The sequence below is a fragment of the Streptomyces sp. NPDC001157 genome, from assembly GCF_053598255.1.
In genome coordinates, this window is record NZ_JBSFJW010000006.1 from 397,378 (window position 1) to 412,960 (window position 15,583).

Genomic DNA, 15,583 nt, shown 5'->3' on the forward strand with positions numbered 1-15,583 from the left:
CGTGCCTCTCAGGCTGCTGTGTAGCCGAGTTGGCGCCTCATGTACGGCGTCATGAGGGTCTTCGCCTTGGCCAGCACCGAGGTGCGGCCGCCGAGGACCGCGCTCTCGCCGCCCGGCACGGGCAGCAGGGTCAGCCCGTCGGCCGGGCCGAAGGGCACGATGAGCGGGGTGCGGTGGATCGGCCGGTACAGGCGCGGTTCCTTGCGGTGCTTGCCTGAACTGCTCAGGTAGGTACGGATGTTCCAGGCGGCGAGGTCGGCCTGGGCCAGCGCGGCGGGGGTGATCTTGAGTTCGGTGGCGTCGTTCACGTCGCCGACCGCGAACACGTCCAGCCGTCCCTGGACCCGCAGGGTGGGGTCGACCCTGACGTGCCCGGCCGGGTTCAGCCAGTCGCCGTGTCCGCCCAGGCGCAACCAGAGTGTGTTGGGCGTGGTGCCCGTCGCCCAGAAGGAGAGGTCGGCCTCGACGACGGTGCCCTGCGCGTCGCGATAGGTGCCGAAGTCGTTGCCGGGGGACATGAACGAGTCGAGGCGTACCTCGATGTCGTGGGACTCCAGCCAGGCCCGCGCCCTGCGCCCGGCCCGTTCGACGCCGGTGGAGTGCAGCAGCGCCGGCCCGGAGTGGGCGAGCGTGACCCGGGCATCCGGCCGGGCCAGGCGTACCTCGGCAGCGAGTTCGACGCCGGAGGGGCCTCCGCCGACGACGAGGACATGCCCGGCCGTGGCGATCTTCTGCTGGTGCCCGGCGAAGGACTTGACCGCCTCGTCGGTGGTGGTGCCGGTGAAGCGGGCCGGTTCGGGGTAGTCGGCGCCGGTGGCGATCACCACCACGTCGTACGGCAGCCTCTCCCCCGTCGCCAGGACGACCTGGCGCTCGGTGGTGTCGATGCGGACCGCCTTGCCCACGGCCACCCGCCCGTTGCGCAGCAGTCGGTCGTACGGGATGAAGGGGGTCACCGACCACTCCGGGCGAACTCCGGCGCGCAGCGAGGCGATACGGTGGAAGAAGACCTCCTTGCGGTCCACCAGCGTGACCCGCGCCACCGAGTCCAGTCGCTTCGCCAGCCGGACTCCCGCGTAGCCGCCACCGATCACTACTACGTCACCGTCGCGCACAACGCTTCTCCTGTGCCTGTGGGGGGATGCGAGCGCCGCGCTGTGGGGGCTTCCTCGGCCACTCGGACTGCGGACGAGCGTACCGCTTGAAACTTAAAGCTCTCATGGGGCTTTGTGGGAATCGTGTGAAGCGAACGCGACGGCTGGATGCGGCCCACGCCCGGTGCTCACGTCCCGCGGGGCATGGGGCGTACCAGGCCGGTCCGGTAGGCGATGACCACGAGTTGGGCGCGGTCGCGGGCGTCGAGTTTGGTCAGGGCGCCCTGGATGTGGGAGCGGACGGTCAGGACGCTCGGGAAGAGCTGCTGCGCGGCGTTCCGGGGGTGCCAGCAGGGAGCCCGGGGCCGGTCCGGTGAGGAAACGGGTGATCAGGGCGCGGGTGGCGCCGGGCGAGAGGAGTGCCTCGCCGGAGGCGACGGGCCGGATCCCGGCCAACAGGACGTCGGTGGTGACGTACTTGCCCAGGAAACCGCTCGCTCCGACGTGCCCGGACAGCTCGGGGGCGTCGTAGATGGCGGCGGCCCGACCGTCGGTGCCCGGCATACGGATGTCCATGAGGACGACGTCGGGGTGACGGGCGCGGGCGAGGTCCACCGCTTCATGCCCGTTGGCGGCCTCGCCGACGACCTCCATGTCCGCAGCGCGGTGGCGGACGTCGGTTCTGTCCTACGGGGGCACGACGGACCGGGGATCGGGACGGTTCGGCCGCGCCCCGAAGAGGCGCGGGGCAGTATCCATATGCGGCTCCGCCGCGCGGGCGCGACCCGCCACGATGGCGCCGCAGCCGATCGACTGCCTTTGGCGGCACTCATGGCGGAGTGCCCGGCAGACGCTCCAGCTCGGCCGCGACACCCGCCTGACCGACGGCGTCAATCAGTGCCTGTCCGATCACCGAGACGGGCTCCCGCGCCGGGAGGACCAGGCCGATGTGCTCGGTGCGGACCGGGCGGACCAGGGGGACGGCCTGCATGCCCGCGGGCACGCCGAACACGTGGAGCCAGGCGTGCGGTACGACGCTCGCCCAGTGTCCGGCTCTGACCTGCGCGAACAGGGAGGCGATGGAGTCCGTCTCCACGCGCGGGGTCACGGAGACGCCCGCCGCCTCGAAGGCCGCCTCCAGGACCTGGCGCCCCTGCATCCCGGGATGCAGCAGGCACAGCGGGTACTGGGACGCCTCCTCCCAGGAGATCTCGGCCGGGCCGACGTCGCGGGCGGAGCGCTGGATCAGCAGGACGTAACGCTCCTGGTAGAGCGGGACGAACTTGAAGCCGTGCTCGACGACGGTGCTGTGATAGGTCACCGCGGCATCGAGCTCGTACGTCTTGAGACGGTCGACGATGTCCACGGACTGCAGGTCGGCGAAGACCTGCACGGTCGCCAGCGGGTTGGCGAGGCAGAACGGCTGGGTCAGGAGCGCGACCGCCGTGGCGGCGGTCGGGACGGTGCCGATGCGCAGCCGTCCGGTCAGCCCGGCCCGCAGCGCCTGGATCTCGCCCTGCATCGCGTCCCGGTCCGCGAGGATGCGCTGCGCCCACAGGACGACACGCTCGCCCTCCGGAGTCAGGCCGTCGAACCTGCGGCCCCGCTGGACCAGGGGGATGCCGAGCTCGTCCTCCAGTTTCCGGATGCCCTCGGACAGGGTCGGCTGGGAGACGTAGCAGGCCTGCGCCGCCTTCGCGAAGTGCCGGGCGCGGGAGAGGGCGACGAGGTATTCGAGTTGACGCAGGAGCACCCTCCCATGATCCCTCGCCCGCGGCCGTCCCGCGCCGGCGGTCCCGGTCACGCTGCACTGATCGGTGCCGCCTGTCACGCGATAGGAACTTCCGCTTTGACCAGGTCCGAGGCGCTGACGAAGAGTGTCGTGCGGACGAGAGGGCGTGGTGTGCGATGCGGGACTTCGAAGAAGACGGAGCGGAAGAGGGCGAACTGTCGGTCTCGGCTCCCAAGACCTGGGCCACCGGTGCTCCCGCCGTCGTCCACGCGCTCAAGTACGCGCTGGGCCAGACCTCGCCGAAGCGCACCGCGCTGACGCTGCTCAACATCAACCAGGCGAAGGGCTTCGACTGCCCGGGCTGCGCCTGGCCCGAGCCCGCGCCGGGCGAGCGGCACCGCAACGAGTACTGCGAGAACGGTGCCAAGCACATCAGTGACGAGGCCACCTCCCGGCGGGTGACCGCGGACTTCTTCCGGCAGTACTCGGTGGACGAGCTGAGCCGGAAGTCGGACTACTGGCTCAACCAGCAGGGCCGGCTGACCGAGCCGATGGTGCTGCGCGAGGGCGCGACGCACTACGAGCCGGTCGGCTGGGACGAGGCCCTGGACCTGCTCGCCCGCGAACTGCACGCCCTGGACCACCCGGACGAGGCGCTGTTCTACACCTCCGGGCGGCTGGCCAACGAGCCGGCCTTCCTGCTGCAGCTGTTCGCGCGGGCCTTCGGCACCAACAACCTGCCGGACTGCTCCAACATGTGCCACGAGTCCAGCGGTTCGGCGCTGAACGAGACCCTGGGCATCGGCAAGGGCAGCGTCGGCCTCGACGACCTCTACAACGCCGACCTGGTCTTCGTCGTGGGGCAGAACCCCGGCACCAACCACCCGCGGATGCTGTCCGCACTGGAGGAGACCAAGCGGCGCGGCGGCAGCGTCGTCGCGGTCAATCCGCTGCCGGAGGCGGGGCTGCTGCGCTTCAAGCATCCGCAGAAGGCACGGGGCGTCATCGGCCGGGGCACGGACATCGCCGACCAGTTCCTGCAGATACGCCCGGGCGGCGACCTGGCCCTCTTCCAGGCCCTGAACCTGCTCCTGCTGGAGGCGGAGGACAAGGAGCCGGGCACCGTCCTGGACCGCGCGTTCATCGACGAGCACACCACCGGCTACGACGCCTTCGCCGAACGCATCCGCGCCACGTCCTGGGATGCCGTCCTGGACGCCACCGGGCTGACCCGCGACGAGATCGAGCAGGTCCACGCGCGCGTGCTGCGCAGCCGCGGTGTCATCGTCTGCTGGGCCATGGGCCTGACCCAGCACAAGCACGGCGTGCCCACCATCCGGGAGGTCGTCAACTTCCTTCTGCTGCGCGGCAACATCGGCCGTCCGGGCGCGGGGGTGTGCCCGGTGCGCGGGCACAGCAACGTCCAGGGCGACCGCACGATGGGTATCTGGGAGCGGATGCCGCAGGCGTTCCTGGACCGGCTGGGGCAGGAGTTCGGCTTCACCGCACCGACCGCGCACGGCCTGGACTCGGTGGACTCCATCCGGGCCATGCTGGACGGCCGGGCCAAGCTCTTCGTCGGTGTCGCGGGCAACTTCGTGCGGGCCACGCCCGACAGCGAGGCCACCGAGCGCGCCATGCGCAACTGCCGTCTGACCGCGCACATTTCGACCAAGCTCAACCGTTCGCACGCGGTGTGCGGACGCACCGCGCTGATCCTGCCGACGCTCGGCCGCAGCGACCGGGACGTCCAGGCGGGCGGCGAGCAGTTCATGACGGTCGAGGACTCCATGAGCGAGGTCCACGCCACGCGCGGCCGCCTCGATCCAGCGTCCCCGCATCTGCTGAGCGAGGTGTCCATCATCAGCCGCCTGGCCCGCCGGGTCCTGGGCTCCGAACCGGGCATCCCCTGGGAGGACTTCGAGGCCGACTACGACCTCGTCCGCGACCGCATCGCCCAAGTCGTCGACGGATTCCACGACTTCAACGAGCGGGTGCGGCGCCCCGGCGGCTTCCGCCTGCCCAACCCGGTCAACTCCCGTGTCTTCCGCACCCCCAGCGGCAAGGCCGTCTTCACCGTGAACGACTTCACGATGCTCCAGGCGCCCGAGGGCCACCTGGTCCTGCAGACCCTGCGCTCGCACGACCAGTGGAACACCATCCCCTACGCGATGGACGACCGCTACCGGGGCATCAAGGGCGGGCGCCGCGTCGTCCTGGTCAACCCGGCCGACCTCGCCGACCTCGGTCTCACCGACGGCAGCCTCGTCGACCTGGTCAGCATCTGGTCGGACGGCTCGGAGCGCCGCGCGGAGGCCTTCCACGTCGTCGGCTACTCCACTCCCCCGGGTTCGGCCGCCGCGTACTACCCGGAGACCAACGTCCTGGTGCCGCTGGACAGCGTCGCGGACATCAGCAACACACCGACGTCGAAGAGCGTGATCGTCCGCCTGGAGCGGACTGCCGAGCGGGCACCGGTCTAGCCGGCCGGGGTCGGCGGACGTTCACGAACGAGGTCGCCGAGCCCCAGCCCCGCAACGACCCAGCTTGGCATGGAACGGTGAGGGGGCCATGTACGCACGCGACAAGCCGGCCGGCGGGCGGGCCGGCGGCAGAGCGCGCCAGGCCTCGGAAGGCGACCGCCGTTCGAAGGCCCTCGCTACGACGGCGATCTGCCCTCCACCTGCGCGGCCTGCAGGTCGGCGAGCAGCTCGGCCTGCCCGGCCAGCACGCCCGACAGGATGGTGCGGGCCACCCGGAGCAGTTCGGCGACGTGCGGGCTGGTCAGCGAGTAGTACACGGTCGAGCCCTCCTTGCGGGTCTTGACCAGGTTCGCGCGCCGCAGCACGGCCAGCTGCTGCGAGAGGTGCGCAGGCTCGATGCCGACCTCGGGCAGCATCTCCGCGACTGCGTGCTCGCGCTCGCTCAGCAGCTCCAGTACCCGGATGCGGGCCGGGTGGCCGAGGGTTTTGAAGAACTCGGCCTTCAGCTGGTACAGCGGCGTACTCACCTGGCCGTCTCCTCCCCGGTACAGCAGCACGGCCCCGCCGGCCGGGCCCCGGCGCATCGCGTCCACCCACTCATGAAGAACATGCGGCCCATCCTCGCGCGCGACACCGGCGGGACCGAATCCGCACCCGAGGAAGGCAACCGCCCGAATCCAGCGATGTCGGGACCTGAGTAATTGCTAATGTTAGCAATTACTCAGGTCCCGTCACGACAGGCCGACCGGGGAGAGTGCGATGGGTGACTGGGACATGCAGACCGGCACCGGGATCCGCTTCGAGTGGGGACCCGCCGGAGCCGGCCGTCTCGCCGCCGCGGCCGCCTGTCTGGTCACCGTCGACGTACTGTCGTTCTCCACCGCGGTGAGCGTCGCCGTCGAGAAGGGGATCCGCGTTCTGCCCTTCGGGGCGCCCGGCGGGCCTGCGACCGAGGCGGAAAAGACCTGCGCCACCGAGGCCGCGAAGGCGTACGCCCGCCGCCGGGAGGCCCGACTCGCCACGCACCGCACGACCGTCACACCTTCAACCCCGTGGTCGCTCTCCCCGGCCCACCTGCGGGCGGCCCCCTTCGTGGCCCGCCTGGTGCTGCCTTCCCCCAACGGCGGCGCCATCGCCGCCGCCGCGCCACCCGGCGCGCAGGTGGTCGCCGCCTGTCTGCGCAACATCACCGCGGTCAGCAACTGGCTCACCTCTCACGGCTACGGCACCCCCGAACATCCCGTCGCAGTGATCGCCGCGGGAGAGCGGTGGCCGGACGGGAGTCTGCGCCCGGCCCTCGAGGACCTGCTGGGCGCCGGATCCCTCATCTGCGACCTGCACTCCCAGGGTGCGGGCCCGCTCTCCACGGAAGCCGCCGCCGCGAAGGCAGGCTACGAGGGCACCGCCGACATCGTGCACGCGGTCGCCACCAGCATCTCCGGCCGCCGGCTGGCGGCCATGGGATTCGTCGCCGATGTGGCCATCGCCACCGAGGACGACGTCTGCGCACTCGTGCCCGTCCGGGACGGCGACGGCGCCTTCGCGCCGGGATGATGAGCCGGGGCCATCACTCGCCCGCCTGGTCTGCGGCCGGCCATCCGGTGGTGCGCCACTCATGACGCCCCTGCACCGGCACCGCATGCGCAGCGCCGTGGGCGGCGCGCGCCGCGGCCAGGTCGGCATGGACCGCCACCGGCGGACAGTCACCGGCGGGGACGAGGGACCCGTCGGCGGGAATGGCGGCCAGTTCCAGGCTGCGGCCCGCCTCGGCGAGACGGCGGGCCGCCTCGGTGATCGCCAGCTGCCCCTCGGCCGACCAGCTGCGCAGCTCGGTCAGGTCGACGACGACCGGGCCGGTGCCCCGGGCCAGCGCCCAGCCGACCGCGCCGGAGAATCGACGGACCGCGTCCGGGCCCAGATACCCGGCGACGGACAGGATGCCGAGGTCGTCCTCGACGGTGTAGCGCCAGTCGATGGTCATGGTGGTGAACTTCCTTGCGCGGGTTGCCGGTCGGAGTCTGCCGCCCGGTTCAGAGGGGAAGGGTGATCCAGATGCTCTTGCCACCGCCGTCGGCGTCCGCCCGGACCACCGCTGTGCCGCCCAGGGCCAGGACCAGCTCCCTGACGGTGGCCAGGCCGCCGACACCGGAGCCGATGTCCGTGCCGTACAGCGCCGGCTGGTGGGGATGGCGGTCGTGGACGGCGAAGGCCAGGCAGTCCGGGCCCGCCGCATAGATCACGGTCACCGTCGGGGAGTGAACGGCGGCGTGCCGGACGCTGTTGGTGACCAGCTCGGCAAGGATCAGCAGGGCCGGGTCCACTGCCGGGTGGCGCACGCCGATGCCCCACTCGACCAGCGCCTGCTCGGCCGTCTGCCGGGCCAGCCGTACGGCCGATGGTTCGGCGGGCAGGGTGAGCACGTGCCGGTAGGGCAAGGTCTCCAGCTGTGTGGACATCACTCACGCCTCCGCGCGGGCGAGGCGGAAACCGGTGACCGTCTTCGGATGCAGGCGCAGCAGGGAGTCGTGCGGGCCGTGACTCCAGCCCATGAGGGTGCGCCGGTGGTGAGCGGCCTCATCGCGGTCGGTGATCACCTCGACGGGGCCGGAGACGGTGACCGTCCAGCCGGTGCCGGAAACGGCGCGGATGTCGTCGACGTGGTACGTCCCCGTCGCAGGCACCGCCATGGCCGGGGCCGGGGTACGGACGACCAGGCGGCCGTACTCCCACACATGCCGGGCGGGCCTGATCACGCTCGCCCCCCGCTGGGCGTACACCAGGCTGCCCAGGCTGCTGCCTTCGAGCAGCCACAGGGCCTCAGCACCGGAGACCTCGACCATGCGAAGGGGGGCGGGGACAGTGCTCATGGCAGAACTTCCTCGCTGGAGGTCCGGGACAGCCGGGCGGGAAGGGCGGGCAGGACTCCGGCCGTCTCCAGATGCTCGCGGGCGGCGCGGATCGCCTCGGGAGTGGTGGCGTACTCCCGGCCCTCGTGCAGCAGCGGCTCCAGCGCGCCGACCGAGTCGAGGACCTGGCGCTGGCCGGGGCGGATCCCGGAGGCGAGGACGACGATGCCACGGCGGCGCAGCTTCTCCACGGCGTCCTTGAGGACGAGGGCACCGGTGGCGTCCATCGTCGACACCCGGGACATCCGCAGGATCACCACCCGCACGTCGGCGACGTCGGTCAGCTCCAGCAGGAAGCGGTGGGCGGCGGCGAAGAACAGCGGTCCGTCGATGCGGTAGGCGACGATGTGCTCGGCCAGCAGCGTGTGCTCCTCGGCGCTGTGGTCACCCGGGTCGAGCGGCACCTGGTCGAAGCGGGCCTCCCTGGCGACGGCGCGCAGGGCGAGGGCACCGGCGACGACGAGACCGATGATCACGGCGTACACGAGATCCAGGGCCAGCGTCGCCACGGCGGTGAGGACGAGTATCAGCGCATCGGACCGGGTCGCCTTCGCCATGGCCTTCAGCGAGCCGACCTCGACCATGCGGATCGCGGTGGCGAGCAGGACGCCGGCCAGCGCGGCCAGCGGGATCCTCGAGACGAGCGGCGCCGCCGCGAAGACGATCACGGCGAGAACGGCGGCATGCGTGAGGGCGGCGAGCCGGGAGCCCGCACCGGTGCGGACGTTGACCGCGGTGCGGGCGATCGCACCGGTGGCCGGCACACCCCCGAAGAGCGGGGCGGCGATGTTCGCGAGGCCCTGACCGAACAACTCCCGGTCCGGATCGTGCTTCTGACCCACCGTCATGCCGTCGGCGACCGAGGCGGACAGCAGGGATTCCAGCGCGGCGAGCGCCGCGACCGCCACGGCGGGCGCGAGCAGGGTGCCCAGCGAGCCGAGGTCGAGGAAGGACAGCGAGGGCACGGGCAGCCCCGACGGCAGGTCACCGATCGGCTTCGCCGCGTCCAGGCCGGCCAGCTGTGCCACGATCGTCGCCGCGATCACGGCGACGATCGAGAACGGCACGGTCGGCCGCCACCGGGCCCCGACCAGCATGACCGCGGCCACGGTGGCCGCGAAACCGACGGCGGTCCAGTTCGGGGACTGCGCGAACTCCTCGACGGCACGCCAGGTCACCACCAGTACGCGGTCGCCCTCCGGCTTGGGCACGCCGAGCGCGTTCGGGATCTGCTGCAGGCCGATCACGCAGGCGATGCCGAGGGTGAAGCCCTCGACGACCGGGGCGGGCACGTACTGCATGTACTTCCCGGCCCGCAGCACGGCCAGAGCGACGAGCATGACGCCCGCCATCAGTCCGACGGTCAGCACCCCCGTGGGCCCGTACCGGCCGACGATCGGTACCAGGACCACCGTCATGGCGCCGGTCGGCCCGGAGACCTGGAGGTTGGACCCGCCGAACACCGCCGCGAGCGCGCCCGCGACCACCGCGGTCGCCAGGCCCGCCTCCGCACCCAGCCCGGAGGAGACCCCGAAGCCGAGAGCCAGGGGCAGTGCGACGATCGCCACGGTCAGGCCCGCCAGCAGGTCGCGGCGCGGGTCGCGCCGCATCTCCGCGAGATCGGCGCGCCCTGGCAGCAACACCACGATCCGGGCCCAGGCACGGCCGATTGCTCTGGTCATCACGCGACAGCCTCGGCTTCCCGCAGCTCGGCCAGCAGTTCGCCCCGCCCGGCGAGCATCTCGGTCAGGATCACCCGCGCGGCCTTCATCAGGTCGGCGACGTCGCCGCCGGCCAGCTCGTACACCACGGTCGAGCCCTCGCGGGTGGAGGTGACGATCCCGGAGCGGCGCAGCACCGCCAGCTGCTGCGACAGCCCGGAAGGCTCGACCTCGATCTGAGCCAGCAGGTCCCGCACCGGCATCGGCCCGTCCTGCAGCAGTTCCAGCACGCGTATCCGTACGGGATGGCCGAGCATCCGGAAGAACTCGGCCTTGGCCTGGTACAGCGGAACGGACACGACCCCTCGGACTCCCTGCGAGGCCCCGCGCACGGGGCGGACACGAATAGCTGCGCCCTCGTCTACCTGCAGACACAACCAAGCCAGCATCTAACCAATTGCGAAATTTTGCAATTCCGCATCCGGCTGCACCCAGGACGACTCACCGACGGAGGGGGTCCCGCGCCGGGTTCAGGCCTTCTTGACCACGCTCGACTTGAGCTGCATCGCGCCGAAACCGTCGACCTTGCAGTCGATGTCGTGACCGTCGACCCCGTCGACCAGCCGGATGTTGCGCACCTTGGTCCCGGCCTTGATCCCCGACGGGCTGCCCTTCACCTTGAGCGCCTTCACCACCACCACGGAGTCGCCGTCCTGCAGCACATTGCCGACGGCATCCCTGACGACACGCTCCCCGGCAGCTCCGCCTCCCTCGGCACCGGCCTCGGCGGGCACCCATTCGTGGCCGCACTCGGGGCACACCACCAGGGCGTTCATCTCGTAGGTGTACTCACAGGAGCACTTCGGACAGGGCGGAGGATTCTCGTTCATCAGGCCAGGTTATCCGGCGCCGCCCACCGCCCCGCCCCCCGGCCGACCCGCCGGGAGGCCATGCGATGCCCGGGGCGAGGAGCGCGTTTCCGCTCAGTCGGGCCCGCTCCAGTCGAACGGGAAGTACTTGCTCGACTTCCCCGAGCGCTCCCAGGTGAAGCCGAATGCGTTGGCGCGGTCGGCCGTGGCGCGCCCCCAGGTGCCGACCTGGCCCGGGCCGACCTCGGCGCCCGGGGCGTTGTGGACCTGGACGCGTGCGCCGTCCGGCGTCGTCGGGCCGGTGAGTGCCTCGACGGTGGCCGTGACCCGGTCGGGAATCTCGGCCCGCCAGCCGGCGAGGTCCTCGTCGATCTCCACGTGGATGGGAACGACGTCCATGCCGCGCATCTCGGGGTGGAACATTCCCACGAACTGCGCCGGCCATCCGCCCGCCTCACCACCGAAGACCGCTTGGAGCGCGCCGCGTTGCTGTTCATCGGCACGTTCGTCGAGGAAGACCGCGGCGTACGGGTCGGTGTGTGTGCCGGACCAGACGTTGCCGGTGAAGGAGGCGACTATCACGACGTTGAGGTCGTCGAGCCGCACGTCGCCGTAGTTGCCCTCCCGGATGTGCCAGGCCAAGACGCCCTCGCAGTCGCCGTAGGTGGGGGGCTGTGCAAATGTGCAGGGGCACGGTATGGCGCACTTGCACACATCGAACCAGTCGCCGGCCAGGTGCCAGGACGTACTGGTGGTGACCTGCTCTGTCATCCCGCTTCCCTCCTGCCGAGCCCGAGGGGCTCACTCGGAGTGGCGAGACCGGGTTTCCCGAGCCCGCTCGCGGGATCGCGAAACGGCCTCCGTTCCAGCTTGCACCTCACCCGTCGGGAGGGGAACCCGGCCGATTCAGGTGGCGACCGCCGCGCCGATGATCTCGTCGGTCAGCCGGCGAGCGACACCGTCGGGGTAGGGCGACGACAGCCCCAGGACGATGTGCCGGAAGCCGGCGTCGATCGCCGCGGCGACTGCGTCCCTGGTGACGCCGGGACGGTCGTAGGAGAGTTGCAGGACGATCGAGCGGGTGATCGAGGCGGGGTCGCGACCGATCTCGGCGCAGTGGCGGTCCAGCAGGGCGCTGCGGCGCCCGGCGTCGTCGATGCCGCCGCCCGGCATGTTCCACAGGTCCGCATGCTCGGCGGCCACACGCAGGGTCGCGGATGAGCGTCCGCCGATGAGGATCGGCGGATGGGGGCGCTGGACGGGTTTGGGATTGCCGAACGCTCCGGTGAGGTGGTGGTGAGTGCCGTGGAAGTCGAAGGGCTTCTCCTCGGTCCACAGGCGCCGGATCACCGTGCACGCCTCGGCCAGGCTTTCCACGGCCCGGGCGGTGTCCTGGAAGGGCAGACCGTGCGCCGGGTACTCGCGCCGGGCCTCGGGCGGGTCGGGCCGGGACCCGACGCCGAGACCGAGGTCGAGCCGACCTTCGGAGACGACGTCGACGGTCGTGGCGATCTTGGCCAGCAGGGCGGGCGGCCGGAACCGGTTGCTGGTCACCAGGAGACCGAGGCGCAGGCGGCGGGTCTGCGCGGCCAGGGCCGCGAGCAGCGTCCAGCCCTCGTAGACGGGCCCGTCCGGATCGCCTGCGATGGGCATGAGGTGGTCGAACAGCCAGGCGTGCTCGATCTCCGGAATGGTGTCGGCCTCCCGCCAGACCCGCAGGACGTCGCGATAGTCGACCTGCATGGGGGCGGTCATGATGCCGAAACGGACTCGCGGTGCGGTCGTCGACATGGGATTTCCCTTCCTCCTCGGACGGTCAGCGGCGTCGCAGTGCCGGGTCGAGCAGGGCGGGCGGGGTGTCGTACTTCTCGTGCGGGGCCAGGTCGGTGCCGGGGGCCACGATCGCGTCGATCGCGTCGAGTACGTCGGCCGGGAGCACGGTGTCGGCGGCGGCGAGCTGGGAGTGCAGGTGCTCCAGCGTGCGGGGGCCGATGAGTGCGCTGGTCACGGCCGGATGCGCGGTCACGAATCCGAGCGCGAGCTGGATCATCGTCAGTCCGGCCCGGTCGGCGAGCTCGGCCAGCTGCTCGACGGCGTCGAGCCTGGCCCTGTTCTCGGGAAGTCCGGTGTCGAAGCGCTGCGGCATGAACGTCGAGCGGCTGGTGGTGATGGAACGGCCGGCGCGCACGGCGCCCGACAGCCAGCCCGAGGCCAGCGGGCTCCACACCAGCACCCCCAGCCCGTACTCCTCGGTCACCGGCAGGACATGCGTCTCGACCCCACGCTGCAGGATCGAGTAGCTGGGCTGTTCGGTGACATAACGGCCCAGGTGATGCTCACGCGCCGCCCACTGGGCCTGCACGATGCGGTGTGCGGGAAAGGTGGAGGACCCGAAGTGGCGTATTTTTCCCGCGCGTTGCAGATCGGTCAGGGCCGAGAGCGTCTCCTCGTCTCCGGTGCTCGGGTCCCACCGGTGGATCTGGTAGAGATCGACGTGGTCGACGCCGAGGCGGCGCAGGCTGTTGTCCAGCGCGGTGACCAGCCAACGCCGCGAACTGCCGCGGTGGTTGCGCTCATCACCCATGGGCAGGCCCGCCTTCGTGGCCAGCACTATGTCGTCGCGGCGACCGGCGATGGCTTTGCCGACCATCTCCTCCGATTCGCCGTCGCCGTACATGTCGGCGGTGTCGATGAGGTTGATCCCGCCTTCGAGCGCGGCATCGACGATGGCCGTGGCCTCGTCCTGGGTGGTGCGCCCGATGCTGCCGAAGTTCATCGCGCCGAGCGCGAGCGAGCTGACCTGCACACCGGTGCGGCCCAAGGTGCGGTACTGCATGGCCGTATTCCTCCATTGCGGGTGGGTGGCTGTCTGTTGTGACCAGGCATGACTTGGTCGCGGGGCTCCCGCTCTGGCATCATGAGCAAAGCGGAACGTCGCTCCGATTACGATACGGAACACCGCTCCGCTTTAGCAAGCCCGAGAACGGAGGGAACGGCATGGTGAACGACGGCGACAAGGGCGCAGGACGCGCAGCCCGGTCCAAGCGGACGGACGCCCGGCGCAACGAGCAGACCCTGCTCGACGCGGCCGCCGCGGTCTTCGTCACCTCGGGCGTGGAAGCACCGGTCCGCGACATCGCGGCCAGGGCCGGTGTCGGGATGGGCACGATCTACCGCCACTTCCCGACGCGAGCGGACCTCATCGTCGCCGTCTACCGGCACCAGGTCGAGGCCTGCGCCGAGGCCGGCCCGGCCCTGCTGGCGAGCAGCCCGACCCCCTACGCGGCACTGGGCCAGTGGATCGACCTCTTCGTGGACTTCCTGGTCACCAAGCACGGACTCGCCGCCGTACTGCAGTCCGACAACGCAGGCTTCGACACACTGCACGCCTACTTCCTCGACCGCCTCGTGCCCGTGTGCACCCAGCTGCTCGACGCGGCAGCCGCCTCCGGCGAAATCAGGTCCGACCTCAAGGCCTACGAGCTCATGCGCGGCGTCGGCAATCTCTGCATCGGCGCGGAAAGCGACCCCCGCTACGACGCGCGCCGGCTGGTCGAACTCCTCATCGCAGGACTACGCCGACCGAACTGACCACGTACCGGGCATGAGAGGCGCGCATCTGTGAACCCGGAGATCGTCACGCAGCCGGCCGGGCTGTTAGCCATCACCAACATCGACGACATCCTGCTGCTGTCGCTGTTCTTCGCGCCGGGCGCGGGCCACCGCGGTTCCGCCCGCCGGATCACGCTCGGCCGGTAGGTCGGTTTCGCCGCCGTCCTCACTGTCCTGCCCGAATCGGCCATCCCGTATCTCGGACTGCTCCCCCTCGCTCTCGGCCTGAAGTCGGCCCGGCAGACGTGGAAGCACCGCGACGAGAAGGCCGAGGACGACGCACAGGAGACGGCCGAGGTCGGCCCGAGAACACTGGAGGTCGCCGCGGTCACCTTCACCAACGGCGGCGACAACATCGGCGTCTACGTTCCCGTGTTCGCCACTGCCGGCCTGGGCGGGATGAGCGTCTACGCCGTGGTCTTCCTGGCCCTGGTGGCCGTGTGGTGCTTCGCGGGCCGCTTCTTCGCCACACGGCCGGTCATCGCCAGAGCACTCAGCCGGTGGGGGCACGTCCTGCTCCCGTTGGTCCTGATCACCCTCGGGCTGCTCATCCTCGTCGAGGGTGGTGCATTCGGCTGGTGACCCCCGGCTGGGCGGTGTGCCGGGCCCGGTCCTCCGAGCCCGGCTCGACAGCCGATCTGCGAGACCCCCTGAGGGGCAGTCAGGGTCCGCCCCACACCCCTCCGCTTCTATCCTGGGCCCGCTGTCACGCCGAGTCCCCGGTCGCCGGGCCGCGGGCGAGGACACCCCTCGCCGTCACGCCGGCAACCGGGCCGCGCAGGCACCGGTCCTGGCCACCGCACCACCCGGGATCAGCTTCTCCTCATGGTGTGCAGAGGTGTCCGCGAGCGGGGCGAGCCGCCCGTGCTCCGCATCCAGTAGTGCGGACGGTGCCGTTTCGACGGCTACTTCGAGTGCTCCGGCTTCGTCGGCTGGTCCGGATACGAGGGCTTCACCGGGTGCTCCGGAGACACCGGCTTCTCCGGGAAGGCAGGCTTGACCGGCTGCTCCGGTGACGCGGGCTTTTCCGGGGTCGCGGGCTTCTCCGGGAAGGCAGGCTTGACCGGATGCTCCGGAGACGCGGGCTTCTCCGGGGTCGCGGGCTTCTCCGGGAACGCAGGCTTCACCGGCTGCTCCGGAGACGCGGGCTTCTCCGGGGTCGCGGGCTTCTCCGGGAACGCAGGCTTCACCGGCTGCTCCGGAGACGCGGGCTTCTCCGGGGTCGC

General features: G+C 71.1%; 16 protein-coding genes and 3 pseudogenes. 5 read left to right on the forward strand and 14 right to left on the reverse strand.

Annotated elements, in window-relative coordinates:
* Positions 1-8: 8 nt before the first annotated feature.
* The 3 genes and pseudogenes from ACWDAG_RS14405 to ACWDAG_RS14415 form a co-directional block, all read right to left on the reverse strand.
* Positions 9-1,115: an NAD(P)/FAD-dependent oxidoreductase gene (locus ACWDAG_RS14405; RefSeq protein ID WP_450695910.1), complete on the reverse strand. Its 1,107-nt coding sequence runs from the start codon at positions 1,113-1,115 to the stop codon at positions 9-11.
* Positions 1,116-1,282: 167 nt separating this feature from the next.
* Positions 1,283-1,751: pseudogene (locus ACWDAG_RS14410) on the reverse strand (response regulator transcription factor); the annotation flags it as partial.
* Positions 1,752-1,923: 172 nt separating this feature from the next.
* Complete coding sequence (locus ACWDAG_RS14415) at positions 1,924-2,847, reverse strand: LysR family transcriptional regulator (RefSeq protein WP_450695911.1); 924 nt, start codon at positions 2,845-2,847, stop codon at positions 1,924-1,926.
* Between the two features lie 155 nt (positions 2,848-3,002).
* Between ACWDAG_RS14415 and ACWDAG_RS14420 the strand changes: the two genes are divergently transcribed.
* Positions 3,003-5,309: an FdhF/YdeP family oxidoreductase gene (locus ACWDAG_RS14420; RefSeq protein ID WP_450695912.1), complete on the forward strand. Its 2,307-nt coding sequence runs from the start codon at positions 3,003-3,005 to the stop codon at positions 5,307-5,309.
* A 176-nt stretch (positions 5,310-5,485) separates the two neighbouring features.
* Here the strand turns inward: ACWDAG_RS14420 and ACWDAG_RS14425 are convergent, their stop codons facing one another.
* Positions 5,486-5,836 carry an ArsR/SmtB family transcription factor gene (locus ACWDAG_RS14425; RefSeq protein WP_450695913.1) on the reverse strand — a complete coding sequence of 117 codons (351 nt, stop codon included), beginning with the start codon at positions 5,834-5,836 and terminating at the stop codon, positions 5,486-5,488.
* Positions 5,837-6,068: 232 nt separating this feature from the next.
* On the opposite strand from ACWDAG_RS14425, the gene ACWDAG_RS14430 reads away from it, so the two are divergent.
* The gene (locus tag ACWDAG_RS14430; RefSeq protein WP_450695914.1) at positions 6,069-6,863 is read left to right on the forward strand and encodes a 2-phosphosulfolactate phosphatase; all 795 of its coding nucleotides are present in this window, start codon (positions 6,069-6,071) and stop codon (positions 6,861-6,863) included.
* Between the two features lie 13 nt (positions 6,864-6,876).
* Here the strand turns inward: ACWDAG_RS14430 and ACWDAG_RS14435 are convergent, their stop codons facing one another.
* The 9 genes from ACWDAG_RS14435 to ACWDAG_RS14475 all read right to left on the reverse strand — a co-directional run bounded on the left by ACWDAG_RS14435 (position 6,877) and on the right by ACWDAG_RS14475 (position 13,581).
* Positions 6,877-7,290: an STAS domain-containing protein gene (locus tag ACWDAG_RS14435; RefSeq protein WP_450695915.1), complete on the reverse strand. Its 414-nt coding sequence runs from the start codon at positions 7,288-7,290 to the stop codon at positions 6,877-6,879.
* 49 nt (positions 7,291-7,339) lie between these two features.
* Positions 7,340-7,765, reverse strand: coding sequence for an ATP-binding protein (locus tag ACWDAG_RS14440; RefSeq protein ID WP_450695916.1), 426 nt, complete (start codon positions 7,763-7,765; stop codon positions 7,340-7,342).
* Positions 7,766-7,768: 3 nt separating this feature from the next.
* Complete coding sequence (locus ACWDAG_RS14445) at positions 7,769-8,176, reverse strand: pyridoxamine 5'-phosphate oxidase family protein (protein WP_450695917.1); 408 nt, start codon at positions 8,174-8,176, stop codon at positions 7,769-7,771.
* On the reverse strand, positions 8,173-9,897 hold the full coding sequence (locus tag ACWDAG_RS14450) for a SulP family inorganic anion transporter (RefSeq protein WP_450695918.1): 1,725 nt from the start codon (positions 9,895-9,897) through the stop codon (positions 8,173-8,175). Before ACWDAG_RS14450 ends, ACWDAG_RS14445 begins: the two co-directional genes overlap by 4 nt.
* The gene (locus ACWDAG_RS14455; RefSeq protein WP_450695919.1) at positions 9,897-10,235 is read right to left on the reverse strand and encodes an ArsR/SmtB family transcription factor; all 339 of its coding nucleotides are present in this window, start codon (positions 10,233-10,235) and stop codon (positions 9,897-9,899) included. The genes ACWDAG_RS14450 and ACWDAG_RS14455 overlap by 1 nt, the downstream gene beginning before the upstream one ends.
* 171 nt (positions 10,236-10,406) lie before the next feature.
* Entirely contained in the window at positions 10,407-10,766 is a 360-nt protein-coding gene (locus ACWDAG_RS14460; protein WP_389081824.1) for a zinc ribbon domain-containing protein YjdM, read from the reverse strand.
* A gap of 93 nt (positions 10,767-10,859) precedes the next feature.
* A complete protein-coding gene (locus ACWDAG_RS14465; RefSeq protein WP_450695920.1) occupies positions 10,860-11,516 on the reverse strand; it encodes a DUF1326 domain-containing protein in 657 nt (218 codons plus the stop codon).
* A gap of 135 nt (positions 11,517-11,651) precedes the next feature.
* A complete protein-coding gene (locus ACWDAG_RS14470) occupies positions 11,652-12,536 on the reverse strand; it encodes an LLM class flavin-dependent oxidoreductase (RefSeq protein ID WP_450695921.1) in 885 nt (294 codons plus the stop codon).
* A 25-nt stretch (positions 12,537-12,561) separates the two neighbouring features.
* A complete protein-coding gene (locus ACWDAG_RS14475) occupies positions 12,562-13,581 on the reverse strand; it encodes an aldo/keto reductase (protein WP_450695922.1) in 1,020 nt (339 codons plus the stop codon).
* A 164-nt stretch (positions 13,582-13,745) separates the two neighbouring features.
* Between ACWDAG_RS14475 and ACWDAG_RS14480 the strand changes: the two genes are divergently transcribed.
* The 3 genes and pseudogenes from ACWDAG_RS14480 to ACWDAG_RS14490 form a co-directional block, all read left to right on the forward strand.
* On the forward strand, positions 13,746-14,336 hold the full coding sequence (locus tag ACWDAG_RS14480) for a TetR/AcrR family transcriptional regulator (RefSeq protein WP_450695980.1): 591 nt from the start codon (positions 13,746-13,748) through the stop codon (positions 14,334-14,336).
* Between the two features lie 30 nt (positions 14,337-14,366).
* Positions 14,367-14,504: a hypothetical protein gene (locus ACWDAG_RS14485; protein WP_450695923.1), complete on the forward strand. Its 138-nt coding sequence runs from the start codon at positions 14,367-14,369 to the stop codon at positions 14,502-14,504.
* A gap of 18 nt (positions 14,505-14,522) precedes the next feature.
* Positions 14,523-14,939 (forward strand): annotated as a pseudogene (locus ACWDAG_RS14490) (cadmium resistance transporter); the annotation flags it as partial.
* A gap of 323 nt (positions 14,940-15,262) precedes the next feature.
* On the opposite strand, the pseudogene ACWDAG_RS14495 reads toward ACWDAG_RS14490, so the two are convergent.
* Positions 15,263-15,583: pseudogene (locus ACWDAG_RS14495) on the reverse strand (NADH-quinone oxidoreductase subunit C); the annotation flags it as partial.